This is a genomic window from Candidatus Magnetobacterium casense (assembly GCF_019173545.1).
Lineage (GTDB): Bacteria > Nitrospirota > Thermodesulfovibrionia > Thermodesulfovibrionales > Magnetobacteriaceae > Magnetobacterium > Magnetobacterium cryptolimnobacter.
Genome location: NZ_JABXWD010000024.1, coordinates 1 through 18,059, shown reverse-complemented (window position 1 = coordinate 18,059; position 18,059 = coordinate 1). Strand labels below are relative to the sequence as shown.

The window sequence follows — 18,059 nt, the reverse complement described above, 5'->3', positions numbered from 1 at the left end:
AGGTACTCTTACGAAGGCATGTAACTTTGCTTTTGTCATATTCAACCCTACTCGTAGTAAAGGGTATGCCGTTGATACCCACGGCAAGTTTTCTGATTACTGGTTACCTGTCAGGTGGAACGCGGAAGACAGCGAGATTTCTGATAAGGACGTTATCGCAAGGGTTGCCGAGAAGTACGGTAAGGATAGTAACCCGTATCGGATAAGGGTCTTGGGTCTACCGCCTCTTGAAGATGAGCTCACCTTGATACCTGCCGACTGGGTCATGGACGCGGTTGATAGGGAAGTCATACCCCTGAATACAAGCCCTGTGATTAAGGGGCTGGACTGTGGCGCAGGTGGCGATAAGAGCGTGATTGTAACCCGTAAGGGTGGTAAGGTGTATGGGATTAAACGTCTGACTACCCCTGATTCGCAGTCGCTTATCAATTGGGCTTTGAATGACTTCTCCGAGGATAACGCCGATGTCTTCAGGGTAGATAACATAGGCATTGGCTGGGCGGTTTATGGGGCGTTAAATGATAGGCTCGGCAGTTGTGTCGAGGCGGCTGACTGCAGGCGCAAGGCCGATGACTCACAACGCTTTGTGAACAAACGCGCCGAGATGTATTGGATATTGAGAACGCAGTTCGAGAAGGGGTGTATCTCGATACCTAACGACACTGACCTTATTGACCAACTCACCGCCATGAAAGCCACTTACGAAAGCGGGAAAGTCAAGATAATCGAGAAATCGAAGCTTAAAGCTGAACTCGGCCATAGCCCCGATGAGTGCGATAGTTTGGCCTTGACTTACTACTTCGACGATATTATGTTGACAAGACAGACAAAAGGTGTATATTGTTTTAATAGGACATCTGGTTTTGGTAATAGTTCATCGGAAGATTGGCTGGGGGCTTAAATGGCTAAGAAGAAAACCAAGAAAGTTGTTTTAAAAGAACTTGCAGATGGTAACGAATACCAAATTGCAATAAAACAACTATGCAATGAATCAAGCCGTCGCTTGACTAAAGAAATAGATGATATGGTGATGAAAGAATTACTTGGTGACAACTGTCGTTAGGGGCATCAACAAAAATGGCAAGAAAGAAAAATAGATATACTGGCAAAGAAGACCCTCTTGCAATTGCAAGGGAGCGTTTCCGCACTATCAATACCGCAGAAACGCCGATACGCGCCAATGCCCTTGAAAATCTCCGGTTTGTCTATAACGTTGATGGTGGTCAATGGCCCGAGAAGATTCGCGAAGAACGCCAGAACGATTCCCGCCCCTGTCTGACCTCTAATAAATTAAGAAAATACGTCGCTCAAGTGGTAAACCGCGAACGCGACCAGCGCGTCGTAGGTAAGGTACGCCCAGTTGATGATAAGGGAGACTTGCAAAGGGCGGCAATCATCGAAGGACTTATACGCCAGATTGAATACCAAAGCAATGCCCAAGAGGTCTATACGACCGCTGGCGAGGCCGCGGTAGCTGGTGGATTCGGTTATTGGCAGATAATCACTAAGGAATCAACGGATTCATTCAGCCAAGAGATACTCCTGAAGAAGATAGAAAATCAGTTCTCCGTTTATCTCGACCCGCGTGGAGAATTTGCTTTCATCCGTGAAGGGATGACATGTAAAGAGTTTAAGGATAGATACCCCGACAAACTCGAAGATGATTTTGATCTTAGTGGGGTAGGCGATGAGTATACGCTTTGGTACGAAAGCGATAAGATTTTCATCGCTGATTACTACTTCAAAGAATATTATGATAAAAAGATCGCCCTTATCGTCGATGGGACTGGCAATAGCAAGATTGTTGAACTGACCGACGAAATCACCCCTGAAATACTCTCTTTTAATGGGTACTCCATACTCAAAGAAAAGACCGTCAAAGCCCCGAAGGTCAAATGGCAACGCATTACTGGCCATGATATACTCGAAGAAGGCGAATGGGTAGGTGATGATATACCCATAATCGAAGTATATGGCGATAAATTCAATATTGGCGGTAAACAGTACAAGAACGCTTTAGTCAATGACGCAAAAGACCCTCAACGGGCATATAATTTCTGGCTTACGTCAATGACTGAAACAGTTGCTCTTGCACCTAAATCACCTTATCTTGTAACCCCGCAGGAAATAAAGGGGCATGAACAACAGTGGAATGATGCGAATAAGAAGAACTATGCCTATTTGCTTGTAAACCAACAAGGAACGAATAGCAAACCGCGCCGTGAACCGCCTCCGCAGATACCTACCGGAGCGGCGCAGATGCTTCAACTTTCAGCCGCAGACATACAAGACACCATCGGCATGTATCAAGCCTCTTTCGGTGAAAGAAGCAACGAACGTACCGGAGTTGCCATTAGAGAACGTGCAGGACGAAGCGAATTCGGCACTTATCACTTCGGAGATAATTTCAAGAGGGCAGTGCTTGCTTCGACAAAACAACTTATCAATATCATACCCAAGATATACGACGATGAGCGCATTATCCGTATTCTCGGAGAAGACGGTAATGATGAACTCGTCAAGATAAACGAGACTACAGTAAACCTCGAAACTGGAGAAGAACTTATTGTCAACGATTTAACTGTCGGCAAGTATGACGTTGTAGCTGAAGTCGGGATGTACTCGACGCGTCGCCAAGAAGCTGTTGAGATGATGACTTCCCTTATGCAAGCTTCTCCGAATATCTCTCCGTTAATGCTTGATTTGGTGTTCAAATACGCTGATTGGCCAGGGGCGCAGGAGATAAAGGAACGCCTCAACAAGAATATGAACGCTTTGCTTGGTGGTAAAGGCGGCGAAGCAACTATGGATTCAACCGGAGGGCAAACGCCAACCGAGACATTCTAAAAGGAGATTCCAATGAACACCGAAACCACGCCCGTAACGGCGGACGAAATTGCCGAGAAAGTAATGGCGGAAGCGGCAACCGCAGAAACAGAACCAGTTCAGGATTCAGAAACGAATGATGATTCAGATATCACGGGGCAGGGGACCTCAACAGAGACCGGACAGGAAGATTCGACCGTAAGTATCGAGGATATCCTGAACGGTACTCCAGAGAAGAAGAACGGCGTACAAAAGCGTATAGACGCGCTCACAAAAGAAAAATATGCGGAGAAGAAGAAAAATGAAGAACTCGCTAAGAAACTGGAAGAACTTGAAAGGCGCGTTGTTTCGTCTCCAGAGCCGTCTAAAGTGCCTTCTGACCGCCCTGTTCCTCCAGCCGAACTTGAATACGATAGTAGTGCGGAGTTTAAGACGGCAAGGATTAAGTATGAAGACGACCTCGCGGCGTGGAACGAAAACCAACGCAACAGCCAAGTTCGTGAGGTCGCAAGACAGAAAGAAGTAAAGGAGAATGAGGCCAAATTCGCGGTCGCGGCGAAGCGTGTAGCTGATAAATACCCCGACTTCTATGATGCGATTAACGAAATGCCCTCGACTCCAGAAGTAAGTATGGCGATACTATCCTCTGAACTCGCACCGGAGATAGGTTACTTTATCGCCAAGAACCCTGATTTCAATGCTAAACTTCTTTCTCTTGACCCGATATCGCTCGGTAGAGAGATAGGCAAACTTGAGGTGAAGTTCGGTGAGGCGAAGGCAAGACTTATAAGTAAAGCCCCCGCGCCGATAAAACCGATTGACGGTAATGATACCGTAAAAAAAGACCCGTCCAAGATGACCGATGAAGAATGGTTTGCTTGGGAGAAGGCCGAGAAGATAAGAAAACTTCAGGCAAAATACAAGTAACATTTTCATCCGGAAGGAACGGGTTAAAAGGAAAATACGATGGCTAATACTTGGAAAACACTAAGCGACGGCGATTTGGTTAAGAAGTCCCTTTCGTCGTTCACCAATAAGCTCAAGTTCCTCAAGACGATTAACACTACCTATGAGAAAGATGTAAAAAACAGCGAACGCAAGAACGGTGGCGTGATTCTGATAAAGAATCCGAACGAGTTTACCGTTCGTTCAGGCGCGGTAATGTCCGTCAACGATGTCGCCGAGACTACGCAGAGCCTTTCTGTCCTCACGGAGCGCGGCGTAGACCTCGAAGTATCCTCGATAGACCATTCGATGTCGGTTGAGCAGTTCGAGACCAACATAATCGAACCCGCTATGACGAAACTTGCTTCGTATGTCGAGTACGACGTGCTCTCAAACGTCTACAAAGACGTGTTCAACCTCACTGGCACTCCAGCGACCACCCCTGCTTCGCTCGTGGCCGTGCTCAACGCCAATGCGCGTCTTTCGCAGGAACTTGCGCCGACCAATGACAGGCATCTTCTCATGGATAGTCTTGCGATGGCCGCAACAGTCAACGGCGTGGGTGCGTACTTCCATAAGGCGAGCGAACTCGAACGCGCTTTTGCCGAAGGTTACATAGGCGAGGCCGCTGGACTCAAGTGGTGGGAGAGCAATATGACTCCTACCCATACCAACGGCACGAGGGACGATACCACTCCGGTATGTAATACATCGACGGGTATAACCAGCGGCACGGCGACCATCACCACGACTGGTGCGGACGGCACGATGACGGTAGGCGACGTATTCACCATAGCCGACGTATACGCCATCAATAGGGAGACTAAGCAGAGATACGCGCACCTCCAGCAGTTCGTCATAACGGCGGCCATTACCAACGACGGTACGGACGTATGGTCTGTAAGCCCGACTCCGGTAACGTCCGGCGCAAGCCAGAATATCGAGATAGTTTCGGCTGGTGCTGGCAAGGCTATCGTGAACGTCGCGGCTGGTGGTTCCGGCGCGGCCTCTGCGGTCTATACGCAGAACCTTGCATATCACAAGGACGCTTTCACCTTCGCAAGCGTCATGCCGTATATAGACGAGAGCCAGAAGATGAGTTCGGCGGTAAAGGACAATATCGCCATGCGTATCTGGCGCGACGGCAACATAACCAACAACAGATTCCCGCTCCGTATCGACGTTCTCTACGGCTACAAGACGATACGTCCGCAGTGGGCTGTCAGAGTGCGCGGCTAATAACATAAACCAGTATGAGGCGATGGGTTAATCCCGTCGCCTCTACGCAACCAATAGGAGGTTCATCATGGCAGTAGTTATCGAACTCACAAACGGCAATGACGATGGTACTCGCATGGGTCAGAGTACGACCGATAAGATAGCGTTCTTCGGCGCGACTCCAGTCGTACAACAGACTGGCGTAGCTGTCGCTACCGACCTTACCACGGCGATAGCGTCCACTACGGCACTAAGACTCGCGCTCGTAAATCTCGGCCTCATTACCACGGTCTAAGAAGAAAGGATACGCGGGGAGTGTTGCCTGCCTCCCCGCAATTCCCATGCACGTTTTTCTTGCGGTCATATCTTACGGCGGTGTTATGCCGGAGTGTGTCGAATCCCTGTTGACTAATACTCATGCTCTAAGGGATAACGGCCACAATGTCATGCCGTATATACATTCCGGTGATTGCTATATCGCACGGGCAAGGAATATGTGCGTTGAATTGTTCTTGAATACGACCTGTACGGATTTGATATTTGTAGACTCCGATGTTGCCTTTGATAAGGACGCGATGCTCAAACTCCTTAAGCACGACAAAGGAATCGTCGCTGGCGCATACCCATATAGAAAAACCGGACTTGAGTTTCCGGTTGTACTCAAGTTTGACGAGGCAACTAACAACTGCCTCGATGAGAAGACTGGTCTTGTGAGCGCAACTGGTGTCCCTGCTGGCTTCATGCGTATCAATAGGCGCGTCTTCGAGCAGATGGCCTCGCATTACAAGATGGAACGAGATAGTAGGGGGCTTTGCACGTTCTTCGATACTGGCAAGCTCTTTGGCGACAATGTCTGGTACGGCGAGGATGCGACCTTTTGTAAGAGATGGGTTGAAATGGGTGGTGAGATATGGGTTGAACCGAACATCAACTTTAAGCACATCGGCACACAGAAGTTTGAGGGAAACTATTTCAACTTTCTATCAGGTGGAAATGACTCAAGAGTATAAAGAACTGTTAATCGGAAGCGGAAAAAATCGAGATAAAAAGTTAGGCCAAAAGACAGATGCGTCATGGCAAGGGCTTGTTACGCTCGATTTTAATCCTGATAACAGCCCTGATGTTGTATGGGATCTGGAAGTTCTACCTCTACCATTCGGAGATGATTTCTTTGACGAGATACACGCCTACGACGTACTTGAACATATAGGCAATCAAGGTGATTGGAAGACGTTTTTCAACCAGTTTACGGATTTTTGGAGAATACTAAAACCTAACGGCATGATGTTTATAATCGTACCGTCGCCAAAGTCCGTATGGGCATGGGGTGACCCTTCACATAAACGGGTTATGCCACCGGAGATGTTTGGTTTCCTTTCACAGAAGGCTTATGAACAATGCGGGACTACACCGATGAGCGATTTTAGATTCTTTTATAAGGCAGATTTTGAAATTGAAGGTCTACAAGCGGATGACTTAGTAACAAGGCTTATCCTGAAAGCGATAAAATAGGGGGATAGGATGGCTACGGCACAAGAACTTATAAATCAAGCCTATAACAGAATAGGTGTAACTACTATCCCGACGACCTCGAGCGATAAAGGTCTCGTCATGCTTAATAATATGATAAGTCTTTGGAGTATTGACGGACTTCTTGTCCCGTTCAGGACAATCGAATACTTTTCTCTTGTCGTAGGGCAATCGAGCTATACCATCGGGTCAAGTGGGAACTTTAACACCACGAGGCCGCTTTCGATATCACAGGTCTTCATACGCGATTCAAATAGCGTTGACTATACGATAGACCCGATGTCGCAAGCTGAATATGCGGCACTTAGCCATAAAACCTCGGATGGTAGGCCAGAGAAGTATTACTACGACCCGCAATATACGCTCGGCAAGATATACTTCGATATCGAACCGTCTGCTGTCGAGACTCTGTATATCATCTCCGAAAAAGCATTGACCGAACTCGCTACCCTTGCGACTTCTGTTTCAATGCCGGATTTTTATAAAGAAGTTATCGTAAATAACCTTGCCGTTAGGCTTGCAATAGACGCAGACCATCCTATCAATGCAGACCTTAGGCATCTCGCGGAGCAAGGAATACTCACGATCGAGAATTATGTAGCACGAGACAAACTCAAGACCCCTTCGCCAATAGATAGCGCGCTACTGTACCATGGTGGTGGTAACTACGATATAACATCGGGTAATTAATATGATGGAAGTCAAACTTATACCGCTTCATGGTGGGGCAGTAACCGCTCTTGAGAAGACCGCTATTCCGAATGGCGGTTTTTCTATGATACAGAATATGAATCCGCTATTCCCAGGATTCGAGAAACGCAAAGGCCAAGCCGTTCAACATACCGTAGCTGATTCCTCCCTTGAAACCATGACGCTCTATCAGTTTTCAAAGGGTGCAAAGACCGAAATTCATTCCTACCGACAACTTGTCGATGGTTCGGTACAGGAGGCAACCAACAATCCCCCGACCGTTACCACTGGTGCATTTGGTTCAGACGTACTTACTGCCGTATCTAATGCGATACCCGCGTCCTGGGGCAATATAGACGATATATGCATATTTTCTGATGGAGTTCGACAACACCAGATAAACATAGGCACAGATAGACCGCCGGATGCATTTATTGTCTTCAAAAATACTACCGTTCCAGCTATACCGGAAGGTGGCGAAGATTATACGGTCGAGGTAAGGGACTCGGATACATCAACGGTCGCTACACTGACTTCTGTTCTCCAAAATCATAGCCTCTTTATAGGCTCGCCTGTTCCGCTCACGAGTATAAAGTTCACGCTTACTACCGTGAATGTAGCCACGGCCACTACTGCCCTTTATTATTGGGGAAATACTTCAGGCTGGACAGCCGTGTCCGGTTTTTCAGATGGGACATTGCTTTCCGGCGCAACTCTCGGACAAAACGGGAGCATGTCGTGGACTCTTGCCGGGGCAGATGAGCGACCAACATATCTCTTTGGCTTGAGTATGTTCTGGTATCGCTTAAAACCATCGGCGAACTTGACTACGCCCATATCCATTAATACGATAGGGCTTAATTCCTCTTGGCAGGGCATAAGGAATGTATGGGACGGTGTTCTTGTGGATGCGATAGAGGCGAAGGTGTACCGCGCCGCACAACTTAAATACATGACTTATGGCGGGAGTTCGATAGATGTAAGCAAGATGGTGACTGGAGAAGACATACTCTACGTTGCCACTTCCGAACCTGCGCGAGCACTATTTATCGATGTTGGCGCAACGCCGAACATAACAAAAGCTACCGTGACTGGTAGTTCGAATATTTCTTTCTTCGATGCTGGCACTGGCCCTGGTACTGACTATATACGCTCAACTGATGCTAATTTCCTATCTGCCGGATTTCAGCCAGGGCAATCAATAACAGTTTCTGGTACGACCTCCAATAACGGAACTACGAAAATATTATCTGTTTCTTCTACCGTCATAAATGTCGAAGCCGCTCGCTTGACAACCGAGTTGGATAAAAGTGCGACAATCACTTTTGGCGAGAACACTACCACAATAAGCGAAGTGGCGCGTTGGACAGGAAGCGCGTGGAGCGCAATTACCATGACAGAAGATACCGCCGGACTTACGAAAAGCGGGTTCGTCAGTTGGACTACGCTCGATGTACCGGAGAGAGTGCAACTCGAAGATTCGCCATACCAGGCATACTGGTATCGTATCAAATTCGACAAAACTCTTTCGGACAAAGTCAACATAGGCATACAGTACATCCCCCATTATGACATATCTGATATTGGAACTCTTGGGAAAGCGAATGGAGTATGGAAGAATAGGGCGTTGTATTCTTTCACGCAATATCCTGAATACTGTTATGTCGCAACTTCCGACGAGCCATTGATGCTCAATGGTGAGGACTTTGCAATACTCGCCCCCGGCGATGGCCGTAACAACGCAGTGAGATGCGTTAAGAAGTTTCACAACGAGATTATCATCTGGCAAGAGGAGAAAGGAACGGAAGGCGGTTGCACGACACTCTACGAAGGTTATACGCCAAAGACTTTCGGGAAACTCTTGTTATCGTCCAATGTAGGTATATTGAACGCAAAATGTGCCGCAGTAATTGACGGTGTTCGCACAGCTACGGCGACAGATGAGAAGATAAAAACGCTTGCTTTCTGGTTATCGCATTATGGAGTATACGTTACAGACGGGAAGACCGTTTCTCGGATCTCCGCGCCAATCAATAATTATTTCAATCCGATGAAGACAGAGTGCATTAGGAATGGTTATGAAGACAAGATGTGGCTTGCCTATGACAGTGCCAGAAACGCAATAAGGGTTGGCCTTGTGTCTGGCGGGTCTGCTACAGTACCAAACATCTTTCCTGTTTTCCATATTGAAGACGGTACTTGGACTTTTGATGTTCTCGGCCAAGCACTCTCTTGTATAGCTGAATTTGAAGGCGCAAGCGGTAATACCTTCTCTTTGCAATATGGCGGAGGGTCTTCTGATGGGTTCGTCTATAGACTCAATACGGGAGCAGATGACGTTAGTACCGCCATTGATTCCTATATAGACCAAGAAATAGACGGTGCGGGTAACTGGTTACAAATGCGCGATGTGGCGTTGAGGTGCAAAACGCAATCTGCTGGAAATATTTTACAGTCATTTGCGATAAACGGCAATTCGACTTTCTTGACAGACCCGCTCGGTACTCTTACGATGGTAGCAGAGAATACTGGTGAACCATATCGCAGACACAGGTGGCGTGTAAATCTTCGAGGAGACCATTTCACGGTGAGATATCGTCATGCGACAGCGGCTCAATCAATGCTCCTCTTGGATGTTGGTTATCGCATAACCTCGATTGGGGATAATCGATGACAGAGAAAAAGGTAGACTCAAGAAGGTGGTTTGAGAAGATAACGGAGTGTAAAAACCTTAATCTCGAACGCACGGTCGAGTACAAAGATATGGCATGGTGGAATCCGCCTGTAATGGAAATACCAATAGACGAAGATGACAAAACCAAAGGCAATAGATAATAACACTGGCCGGAGGCCGTACCTTGAATACAACGAGGATGAAGATTTTGTTGACTTTATGCGCACGAGTCCGCTTTCGGCTACGGAAGATTTCTCAAGTCTTCCCCATTCTGAAATGCACAAGCCCTATCTCGATGAGAGAGGTTATCAGGAAATGGAGGCAATGCACCCTGATGCGGCTCGCTTGCCTTATACCGATGCACCGCCGTCGCCTGACGTTGAAGTGCCGGGTGATACGCCAGACCCTTGTGCTAATCATACAGCGGATCTTTTTATACCGGGCATGGGCAACCAAGTATGGTACGATATTTGGTGTGGAGAGACCATATTCTTTGCTATGATGGATGGCACGGGTCTTACCTATTGTATGCCATTGATGCTGGACGATGATGTATTAAATAGCATGGGTACAGATAGGGACAAACCTGGGCAGATATCTCTTAAAATCCCATGTAGATGTGATGATTACCAAATTTATATGATATGTCATGATACTTGTGATTCATTCTCAGCTGTAGTAATAAACGTAAAAGTACCAGACGCCACGGTTTATATATCTGGTAACACTACGCCAAGTGGTACTGGTGGTACTTATACAGCCGTCGGTGGTCTTGCCCCATATGAATGGTCGGTAAGTTGTGGCACGGTAACTACCGGCGGCGAAGATACTGCATCTGCGTCATGGGATTGGACTGGTTGTTGCGGTATGGCGACGATAACAGTCACGAGTAGTTGTGGTACGACTGCTTCCCTTGAAGTTCGTATGCCGGGTGCGGCAAGTGGGTGGGTCTTGGTAGAAACTTGCACGGCAACGTGTTTGCATTTTGGTTGTGGTTATAGTGCAGGGACAACAGTAACAGAAACAACAGCTACTAAGTGGACTGTTGTGAATTGTGGTTGCTATGATGTTGCAGGTGAGACAAACTGTTCTGTAGCATTAGGAGTCCCAGGGTATGTGAACACTTGTCCGGCGGATTGTGGGCCTTACAATATTTATGCAACGAGTGGTGAAGGCAATAAGTACGAATGGCAATGCTTGTAATGGAGGCAACATGTTGAGAAATTTAAATATTGTACTTTCATTGAAAAACATATACGATTATGATGAATATGTCAAAGAGTGTTTGAGGGTAGAGAGACAACCTTTGCCACTTTACGAGTATGCTCAAAAAGTCGGTATTTTGATGTTCGCTATGGAGCGATATAAGGGCGTTGGAGCAGAGTCGGCATACCGTTCTTTTGTAAGCGAGATGAACGCGCTACATCAGCAAGCCAAGAGTAACGTTGCCCAAGACAAGAAAGATGGAGGTTGTGGCGGATGTGGGAAGAAATAATAATAGCCTCTTTCTCGGTCTACATCATTTCTTTGCTGATAACAGAAGGAGCGGTCTTTGATAAGCCTCGTAGATGGTTGAGGCCACGCACCCTCTGGCTTATTCAGGGAAACAAGTGGTTATTTGATTGTCGTCTTTGTGTAGCCTTTTGGATAAGTATATGTTCTGTTTTAGCCCTTAATTTACCATACTGGACTTTGTTTGGTATTTATGGTATAGGACATTACATATACACTCAAGAATAAGGAGCAGAACATGCCTCTAATAACTGCAAGCGGAAGTCCATATACTTTTGGTGGTGGAAGCATGTATCCATCCAGCGGCAGTGGTGGGATGTTCGGTTCAAAGCGTAAAGAACTCCTCGCCCCTGAAGTCTCACCTTATTTCGCACCTCAACAGGATTGGGATAGAATCCGTTTCCTCCAACAGCAACAGGCCGCTCCCGCCGTCAGAAAGCTTCGCAAAGGACTGCTCTCGACGCTCCAGACAGCCCGTAGAGCCGAGAATCCAAATGTTCAAGGGTTGATAGGCAGGGAAGCTCTTTCGGGGTATGGCGAGGGCTTGGAGAGCGCGATGGCTGGTGCTGGAGGCGAAGCACAGAGAATGTATGCGCCGGAATATAGTGCGGACGTTCAGGCCGGACTTTTGAATTGGCAAGCTGATGAGCGTAGAAAACTTCTCGACTATGAAATGGCACAGAAGGAATACTTCTTTGATAAAGAGCGTAGGGCGCGGGAAGGTTTCAATCGCAAAGAGCCTACCCATACGTTGAGGAATATGCCGTTCTCGACTTCTACTCTTGGGCAAGACCTGTCTGGCGGTGGGCAGATCACGAGAGTCGCCAATAACGCCCCGCCGTCCGTCAACCCGCAGTTTTGGGCAAGCTGGGAAGACCAACAGGTCGGTATAAGGCGAGCCGAGGAAACAGGCCGCCCGATAAGTGATTTCTATACCGGAACTGCTGGCGCAAGTGGATTTAGTGAATTTTTATCCCGTATTCCGTCGTATGGAGGTTAGAATATGCCTTTGACGCAGAGTTTTACTCCAGAAACCATGCCGCGTATGGAAAGTACGCTTCGTGGTCTTACGCAATTGACTGGCGAACGTCCTGTTATTCGCGGTACATCTGCCGGAGTGGGACTTTTCGGTGGTGGTGTTGAGAACGCCGATACTTATGTGCAAAGTGTTCCCCGTGGAACACCTGCACCTGAACCAGAATTCGGCACAGCACAATGGGTCGAAGCGGAACACAAGAAAATGCGACAGAAGTATGAAGAAGCCGTTAAAAACCAACAACTGATAATCCAAGAGGCCGCAAACAGGAAGATACCTCTTGAAAAGGTCATGGAAGTGTTGAAGGCGAAGGGGCTTGATAAGCTCAAAGAGCCGGAACTCCCGTCTTATTTCCAGAACTACCTTGAGAAGAAGATGACGGCTGGCATGGAACCTGCCGAAGCCGCCAAAACTGTTGAAACTGCCGAAGGTATCATGCAATGGAATCCTGCGACGAAGGCGTATGATATCAAGGCTGGCGAAAAGAAGCCTTCTGACCTTACCGCTAACCAGATGGCCGGAGTTGCAGGTCAATTGCGCAGTGAACTAAAGAGCAATCCATTAGTTAAAGATTATCAGACCATTTCTAATAAATATAGAGTTATGGAGGAAGCTTACAAAAAAGCCCAGACTTCCAATAACTTTGTAGCTATTGACCAGTCGCTTATTACCTTGTTTAATAAGATGACCGACCCGTCTTCTGTTGTGCGCGAGAGTGAGTATGCAAGGACTCCGCAGAACATAGCGATACTCAATAGAATTAAAGGCAAAATAGATAAGTTAGCCTCTGGTGGTGCTGGCCTGACTAACGATGAGCGGCTTGCACTTGTTGACATGGGGCGTGAGTTCTATAAGGTATACTCTGACCAATACAACTCGGTTGTCAGCGATTACGAAAAGCTTGCCGACAAATACAAAATCGACAAAGATTTTATCGGTATACCATACAAGAAAGCCGCTACTGTTCAAGATATCACTGGTGGCGAGACCCAAGGTACTATAGAACTTACTGCCGAAGAAGTGGCTGGCAAAAGGCAAGCCCCCGATGGTAAGTGGTATGTGGAGAGAAACGGTCAATTCATTGAGGTGCAAGAATAATGCCAACTGGAATACCTGTAAGTCATAATCCATTCGCTCAAACACCCTCACAAGGCCGTGTTGTTGGACGGCCAGTGTCGTATAATCCATTTGCCCAAACCACTGCCATACCAGAAGAACATGGGATAGTTGGACGGACTGTGGGGAAAGTATCCGATATAGGGCGTTCTCTTGGTACTGGCGCAAATGAGGCGATAGCTGGTACACTTGGACTCCCCGTGGATGCCGTAACCGCAGTGCTTAACCTTGCCGGGGCTGGCATAGATAAACCATTCGGCGGTAGCGAGTCTATCCGCAAAATAATGCCTGAATCTTATAAGCCACAGGGCGTTACAGAGAATGTCGCGAAAGCTGTCGGCGAACAAGTCGCTGGTGCGTTGATACCGCTTGCTGGAACATTGGCCTATGTCAATAAGACGGGCAAGGCTACTGGCCCTATAGTAAAAACACTTCTTGGCGATTTGAAGAAAATGCCACTTGTTGATATCCTGAAACTCGAAGCTGGTATGGCTACTACCGCTGGTGCGGCCTCCGGTCTTACAAGGACGCAGACTGATAGTCCGTATGCCGATATAGCCGCGCAGTTAGTAGGTGGACTTGGATATGCTGGCGCAAAGGGTATCATAGACGTTGCAAAGAGAGCTTTCACTAAGGAAGGGATTGCCAAGACTGCCGCGAAGTCAATACAGGAATCGGTTGTTGCGCCTGAAAGATATGCTTCCAATATTGAGCAAGCGAAGAAAATAGAAAAGGGGCTTGGTCGTGGTCGGCTATTCACGACTGCTCAAGCTACTGGTACTCCAGGACTTATTGGAGCTGAAAGAAAACTAATCCAGAAGGGCGAAGAAGCTGGTTTCGCCGGAGCGATCCGTACTCGCAGGGGTGAGGCCGCAGAAAAGATTGCGGAGTATGGGCAGAAATTGATTCCAGAAGGCGATGTTAGGGATGTCGAGAAAGCTGTCATGGCTAATCGCAAGATGGAAGAAGCTAAAGCGAGGCTTGTTGCTGACAAGTATAGGGAGATCTCTAAGCTTGCCGAAGGCGAAAACATCCACGAAGCTTTGAAGGCGGCCAAAGGCGAGAAACGCCTTGAGATGGATAGACTCTTTGATGAGATATCGCAGGTCAACCCAGAATTGCCAGCCAATAGCCTTAAAAAAGCTTTGGTAGAGGCCGCAACTCCGTATGAAGGCGGTGGCACGGCCAACATACCCAATGCGTTGATACATGAAATACAAACCAACATGCAACCGGACATAGCGACGCAGGAAATTCTTGCATTACCTAAATCAATGCAAGAAGCAATTGTCAGGAAGAATCCAGAAGTAGCGGATGAACTATTGCGCGCAAGTGAAAAGGGCATTTCTTTTGCCGCCGCAAGAAAGTTTAAGAGCCGTATCCAAGAAGCCATAAGCCAGACAGAGAATGGTGAGATGATAGACAGGTTAAAGAAGATTAGTACCGCACTTGATGAAACTCTCGATACTCTCGGCACTGAAACTGGCACTCTTGGTGGCCTATATCGCACTGCAAAAGAAAGATACCGCAAAGAATATGTTCCTTTTAAGACTGGCACTGCCGCAGAGGTGCTTCAAAGAGGGAAGCGTGGAGAAACTACACGCATAGACGCAGAAGATATCGCCCAAAAGTTTTTATCAGGCGAGACGCAAGTAAGAGATTTCATCACAACGCTTGGCGGCAATAAACCCGCACGGGAAGCCCTGCGTAGTGCGGCTATGAGAGATTTTATAGATAACGTCTTCGATGAAGGTACCAACCTGCTGTCCGCAACAAAGGCAAAAGCATGGCGCAATAAACATGCCGTCGCACTTCGTGCGTTCCCCGATATCCGCAAAGAAGTCGAGAATGTTGACGCGATACAAAAAACGCTCGATGAGGCGGTTAAGACAAGTCTTTTGGTTGAAGGCGACTTAGATAAAGTTATCCCTTCGATACTCAAGGGAGCTAACCCTACTCAAAAGATAATGGAGATAGGCAGAGTCATCGGTAAGACTCCAGAAGCGGTAACTGGTTTGCGCCGTGCTGTATGGAATCATGCACTCGAAGGCTCACAAACTACCATGCGCGATATAGATGACTTTGTAGTTTATGACCCAAGTAAGTTAGACCAAATAAGAAAGACACATGCAAATATCTTTAAAGCTATCTACACGCCTGACGAGTTAAAGAAGATGGACACTTTCACTGACGCATATAAAATATTCTACAGGACGATTAAGCCAGCGTACGGCACGGGCTCACCTGTTCTTGAGAATCTAAACCCCACGACTGAAAGGCTTGTCGCAAATGCTTCTTTCTTCGGTGGGCGCATAATGAAATTCCCATATTATGCCGCTACTGGGATAGCACAAGCAACGAAAGAACTTGCGACACGTTATACGACTGCCCAGAAAGAGAAGTTAATCAACGAAGCTTTGCTCAATCCTGATGTAGCCGACGCTTTTATCAGGATGTCCGCAGGTGCGCCTGTATCGTACATCAAGAAACGTTTCGATTCAGCACTTAGGAACACTGGCATACAGACCGGAATCAAACTTGGCGATATACCGAGAGAGAAAGAACCCGAAGAACTACAAGACCCACTTAACTTGAGAGGGGAACCTTTCAGTAGCAGAAATATGGAGGTAGCGCAATGAACCTTGCAAAGATAAAGGCCAGATTTCCGAAGTACAAGGATATGAGCGAGACGGCGTTTTTCAATCACATGCACAAGACCTATTACTCCGATATGAGTAGGTCTGCAATGTACAAAAAGCTTTCCGAGGTGGTAGAGAAGATAGAGGCGAAAGAGAAGAAGACCACTCCGCCTAAGAAGATTGAGGAGACGGTGCAAACCGTTGACAAGTCCATCGACGAACTAAAAATGCTTGTCTATACTCTTGTTGGTCAGAAGCCGCAAGGTTCGACAAAGACGATGGAATTGCAGGTTGACAATAAGCTACATGAGAAACTCGACCTCTTGAGCAATAAGGTGGAAGAACTTACCGAGATCGAGAAACCAAAACCCGCTCCCGCCACGCCTTCCAAGTGGGAGTTTACTATCTTGCGGGATAAACGTGGGTTGATGGAAAAGGTAGTTGCAAATAGCGTCAAGTAAAGGGGGATTATTGATGTGTCTGAACAACCAGAAGGAAAGACAGTCGGGGAATGTTACCAATACAATCACGAGACGCGCTTGCAACTAACAAAGCTTGAAGAACGGCACGACAAGTTAGCCGAGCGGGTATTTTCAAAGCTCGAAGGCATCGAGGAAAAGCTCGTTGCCCGATTACCCGTATGGGCGACGCTATTTATTTCCTTTCTCATGTTGCTTGTCGGGGGGTTATTAACAAAAGCTATTTTTGGTTAGGAAGTAACTTAAGAACTAAGTTTGTATATCGTAGAATAGAAAATATGATACACAAACCACTTTGTCATCAATCGACGAGACACAAAATGACACTTGGTGACAAACAAAGAGAATTTACCCCGATGGTGGCCAAACTCATCACCTTTGCCTATGCCAAAGGTTACAAATTGACCTTCGGCGAGGCGTTCCGCACGGACGAACAACAAGCCTTGCATTTGAAGTCAGGAAAGAGTAAAGTGAAAAGGTCACAACACCAAGACCGTTTGGCGGTGGACTTCAACCTTTTCAAGGAGGGTGTTTACTTGACGGCCTCCGAGGACTACGCCGAACTTGGCATGTACTGGAAGTCCCTTCATCCTGACAACAGATGGGGTGGGGATTTCGCAGGGTTTCACGACGGGAATCATTTTGAGCATAGATAAGGAGACCTTATGGGAGCCGCACTTCTTCTAACCACTTTACTTCCTGCTTTAGTACCTACCTTTGCCGACGGTATCCGTGGCATTGTGGGTAGATTGACAGGTGGGGCTGGCGCACAACCACAGAACGTTGATGAGCGCATAAAGCTTATGGAGGCCGATACTAATAGACTCCGCGCCCTTGCAGAGCTTGATAAACCCGCTGGCGATATCAGCAGGTGGGTTGCTGACCTTAGGGCTTCCTTCCGATATATACTGGCCGCAATCGTCATCGTGGCGGCGGTTGCGTCGATTTACATTCCGGGCGTTCCGCAAGAAAATATCGAACTTGCATGGGATATGGCACGGAGCGTGTGGTCGTTCATCTTTGGCGAGCGCATGTTGACGTATGTGAAGGGGAAGTAAGTGGACAATACATGTACAGGCACGGTTTCTAATTCAGACATCTCCTTGCTTCAGGGCGCGCCTAAAGTAACGATGAGCGCACCGATGGCAGGACTCACGGTGGTTTGCGGGATAATAGTGTTTTTCGTGGTATGGAAGTTTGTAAGTAAAGCGTTAAGATAAAGGCCTATCTCATCCGCCATGCGTGGAAAGAATTGACTCGACGCTCTGCGTAGGGTTAAATTTTAACGGAGCGTAGCTATGCTCAAAAAATATCTAAGGCTTTTATTTTGTTGCTGGTTAGGACATCACATCTTTGATTGGCGCAAAATTATCAGAGATGAATCCGCGAAAACC

The 18,059-nt window shown here is 47.3% G+C and carries 19 protein-coding genes and 1 pseudogene; all 20 read left to right on the top strand.

Annotation, left to right across the window (positions count from 1 at the left end; all coding sequences use genetic code 11):
• Positions 1-901 (top strand): annotated as a pseudogene (locus tag HWQ67_RS02560) (hypothetical protein); the annotation flags it as partial.
• Entirely contained in the window at positions 902-1,063 is a 162-nt protein-coding gene (locus HWQ67_RS02555) for a hypothetical protein (protein WP_218251077.1), read from the top strand.
• 14 nt (positions 1,064-1,077) lie between these two features.
• Positions 1,078-2,847: a portal protein gene (locus HWQ67_RS02550; protein ID WP_218251076.1), complete on the top strand. Its 1,770-nt coding sequence runs from the start codon at positions 1,078-1,080 to the stop codon at positions 2,845-2,847.
• 12 nt (positions 2,848-2,859) lie between these two features.
• Entirely contained in the window at positions 2,860-3,753 is an 894-nt protein-coding gene (locus HWQ67_RS02545) for a hypothetical protein (RefSeq protein ID WP_218251075.1), read from the top strand.
• A gap of 39 nt (positions 3,754-3,792) precedes the next feature.
• Positions 3,793-5,010 (top strand): P22 phage major capsid protein family protein, encoded by a 1,218-nt coding sequence (locus HWQ67_RS02540; protein ID WP_218251074.1) that lies wholly within the window; start codon positions 3,793-3,795, stop codon positions 5,008-5,010.
• Positions 5,011-5,077: 67 nt separating this feature from the next.
• On the top strand, positions 5,078-5,284 hold the full coding sequence (locus tag HWQ67_RS02535) for a hypothetical protein (protein ID WP_218251073.1): 207 nt from the start codon (positions 5,078-5,080) through the stop codon (positions 5,282-5,284).
• An 85-nt stretch (positions 5,285-5,369) separates the two neighbouring features.
• A complete protein-coding gene (locus HWQ67_RS02530; protein ID WP_218251072.1) occupies positions 5,370-5,999 on the top strand; it encodes a hypothetical protein in 630 nt (209 codons plus the stop codon).
• Entirely contained in the window at positions 5,983-6,501 is a 519-nt protein-coding gene (locus HWQ67_RS02525; protein ID WP_218251071.1) for a methyltransferase domain-containing protein, read from the top strand. The genes HWQ67_RS02530 and HWQ67_RS02525 overlap by 17 nt, the downstream gene beginning before the upstream one ends.
• Positions 6,502-6,510: 9 nt before the next feature.
• A complete protein-coding gene (locus HWQ67_RS02520) occupies positions 6,511-7,209 on the top strand; it encodes a hypothetical protein (RefSeq protein ID WP_218251070.1) in 699 nt (232 codons plus the stop codon).
• Position 7,210: 1 nt separating this feature from the next.
• Positions 7,211-9,883 (top strand): hypothetical protein, encoded by a 2,673-nt coding sequence (locus tag HWQ67_RS02515; RefSeq protein ID WP_218251069.1) that lies wholly within the window; start codon positions 7,211-7,213, stop codon positions 9,881-9,883.
• Positions 9,880-10,044, top strand: coding sequence for a hypothetical protein (locus HWQ67_RS02510; protein WP_218251068.1), 165 nt, complete (start codon positions 9,880-9,882; stop codon positions 10,042-10,044). The genes HWQ67_RS02515 and HWQ67_RS02510 overlap by 4 nt, the downstream gene beginning before the upstream one ends.
• Entirely contained in the window at positions 10,019-11,086 is a 1,068-nt protein-coding gene (locus HWQ67_RS02505) for a hypothetical protein (RefSeq protein ID WP_218251067.1), read from the top strand. The genes HWQ67_RS02510 and HWQ67_RS02505 overlap by 26 nt, the downstream gene beginning before the upstream one ends.
• Before the next feature lie 10 nt (positions 11,087-11,096).
• On the top strand, positions 11,097-11,378 hold the full coding sequence (locus HWQ67_RS02500; RefSeq protein WP_218251066.1) for a hypothetical protein: 282 nt from the start codon (positions 11,097-11,099) through the stop codon (positions 11,376-11,378).
• Positions 11,379-11,684: 306 nt separating this feature from the next.
• Complete coding sequence (locus tag HWQ67_RS02495) at positions 11,685-12,395, top strand: hypothetical protein (protein WP_218251065.1); 711 nt, start codon at positions 11,685-11,687, stop codon at positions 12,393-12,395.
• 3 nt (positions 12,396-12,398) lie between these two features.
• Entirely contained in the window at positions 12,399-13,529 is a 1,131-nt protein-coding gene (locus tag HWQ67_RS02490) for a hypothetical protein (protein ID WP_218251064.1), read from the top strand.
• Entirely contained in the window at positions 13,529-16,186 is a 2,658-nt protein-coding gene (locus HWQ67_RS02485; RefSeq protein ID WP_218251063.1) for a hypothetical protein, read from the top strand. Before HWQ67_RS02490 ends, HWQ67_RS02485 begins: the two co-directional genes overlap by 1 nt.
• A complete protein-coding gene (locus HWQ67_RS02480; RefSeq protein WP_218251062.1) occupies positions 16,183-16,647 on the top strand; it encodes a hypothetical protein in 465 nt (154 codons plus the stop codon). Before HWQ67_RS02485 ends, HWQ67_RS02480 begins: the two co-directional genes overlap by 4 nt.
• 15 nt (positions 16,648-16,662) lie before the next feature.
• Entirely contained in the window at positions 16,663-16,899 is a 237-nt protein-coding gene (locus HWQ67_RS02475; RefSeq protein ID WP_218251061.1) for a hypothetical protein, read from the top strand.
• An 86-nt stretch (positions 16,900-16,985) separates the two neighbouring features.
• Positions 16,986-17,321 (top strand): M15 family metallopeptidase, encoded by a 336-nt coding sequence (locus tag HWQ67_RS02470; RefSeq protein WP_218251060.1) that lies wholly within the window; start codon positions 16,986-16,988, stop codon positions 17,319-17,321.
• A gap of 84 nt (positions 17,322-17,405) precedes the next feature.
• Complete coding sequence (locus tag HWQ67_RS02465) at positions 17,406-17,723, top strand: hypothetical protein (protein WP_218251059.1); 318 nt, start codon at positions 17,406-17,408, stop codon at positions 17,721-17,723.
• Positions 17,724-18,059: the final 336 nt, after the last annotated feature.

Coding starts and splice junctions, on each gene's coding strand:
- HWQ67_RS02555 (WP_218251077.1), top strand. CDS start 902: ATGGCTAAGAAGAAAACCAAGAAAGTTGTTTTAAAAGAACTTGCAGAT.
- HWQ67_RS02550 (WP_218251076.1), top strand. CDS start 1,078: ATGGCAAGAAAGAAAAATAGATATACTGGCAAAGAAGACCCTCTTGCA.
- HWQ67_RS02545 (WP_218251075.1), top strand. CDS start 2,860: ATGAACACCGAAACCACGCCCGTAACGGCGGACGAAATTGCCGAGAAA.
- HWQ67_RS02540 (WP_218251074.1), top strand. CDS start 3,793: ATGGCTAATACTTGGAAAACACTAAGCGACGGCGATTTGGTTAAGAAG.
- HWQ67_RS02535 (WP_218251073.1), top strand. CDS start 5,078: ATGGCAGTAGTTATCGAACTCACAAACGGCAATGACGATGGTACTCGC.
- HWQ67_RS02530 (WP_218251072.1), top strand. CDS start 5,370: ATGCCGGAGTGTGTCGAATCCCTGTTGACTAATACTCATGCTCTAAGG.
- HWQ67_RS02525 (WP_218251071.1), top strand. CDS start 5,983: ATGACTCAAGAGTATAAAGAACTGTTAATCGGAAGCGGAAAAAATCGA.
- HWQ67_RS02520 (WP_218251070.1), top strand. CDS start 6,511: ATGGCTACGGCACAAGAACTTATAAATCAAGCCTATAACAGAATAGGT.
- HWQ67_RS02515 (WP_218251069.1), top strand. CDS start 7,211: ATGATGGAAGTCAAACTTATACCGCTTCATGGTGGGGCAGTAACCGCT.
- HWQ67_RS02510 (WP_218251068.1), top strand. CDS start 9,880: ATGACAGAGAAAAAGGTAGACTCAAGAAGGTGGTTTGAGAAGATAACG.
- HWQ67_RS02505 (WP_218251067.1), top strand. CDS start 10,019: ATGACAAAACCAAAGGCAATAGATAATAACACTGGCCGGAGGCCGTAC.
- HWQ67_RS02500 (WP_218251066.1), top strand. CDS start 11,097: ATGTTGAGAAATTTAAATATTGTACTTTCATTGAAAAACATATACGAT.
- HWQ67_RS02495 (WP_218251065.1), top strand. CDS start 11,685: ATGTATCCATCCAGCGGCAGTGGTGGGATGTTCGGTTCAAAGCGTAAA.
- HWQ67_RS02490 (WP_218251064.1), top strand. CDS start 12,399: ATGCCTTTGACGCAGAGTTTTACTCCAGAAACCATGCCGCGTATGGAA.
- HWQ67_RS02485 (WP_218251063.1), top strand. CDS start 13,529: ATGCCAACTGGAATACCTGTAAGTCATAATCCATTCGCTCAAACACCC.
- HWQ67_RS02480 (WP_218251062.1), top strand. CDS start 16,183: ATGAACCTTGCAAAGATAAAGGCCAGATTTCCGAAGTACAAGGATATG.
- HWQ67_RS02470 (WP_218251060.1), top strand. CDS start 16,986: ATGACACTTGGTGACAAACAAAGAGAATTTACCCCGATGGTGGCCAAA.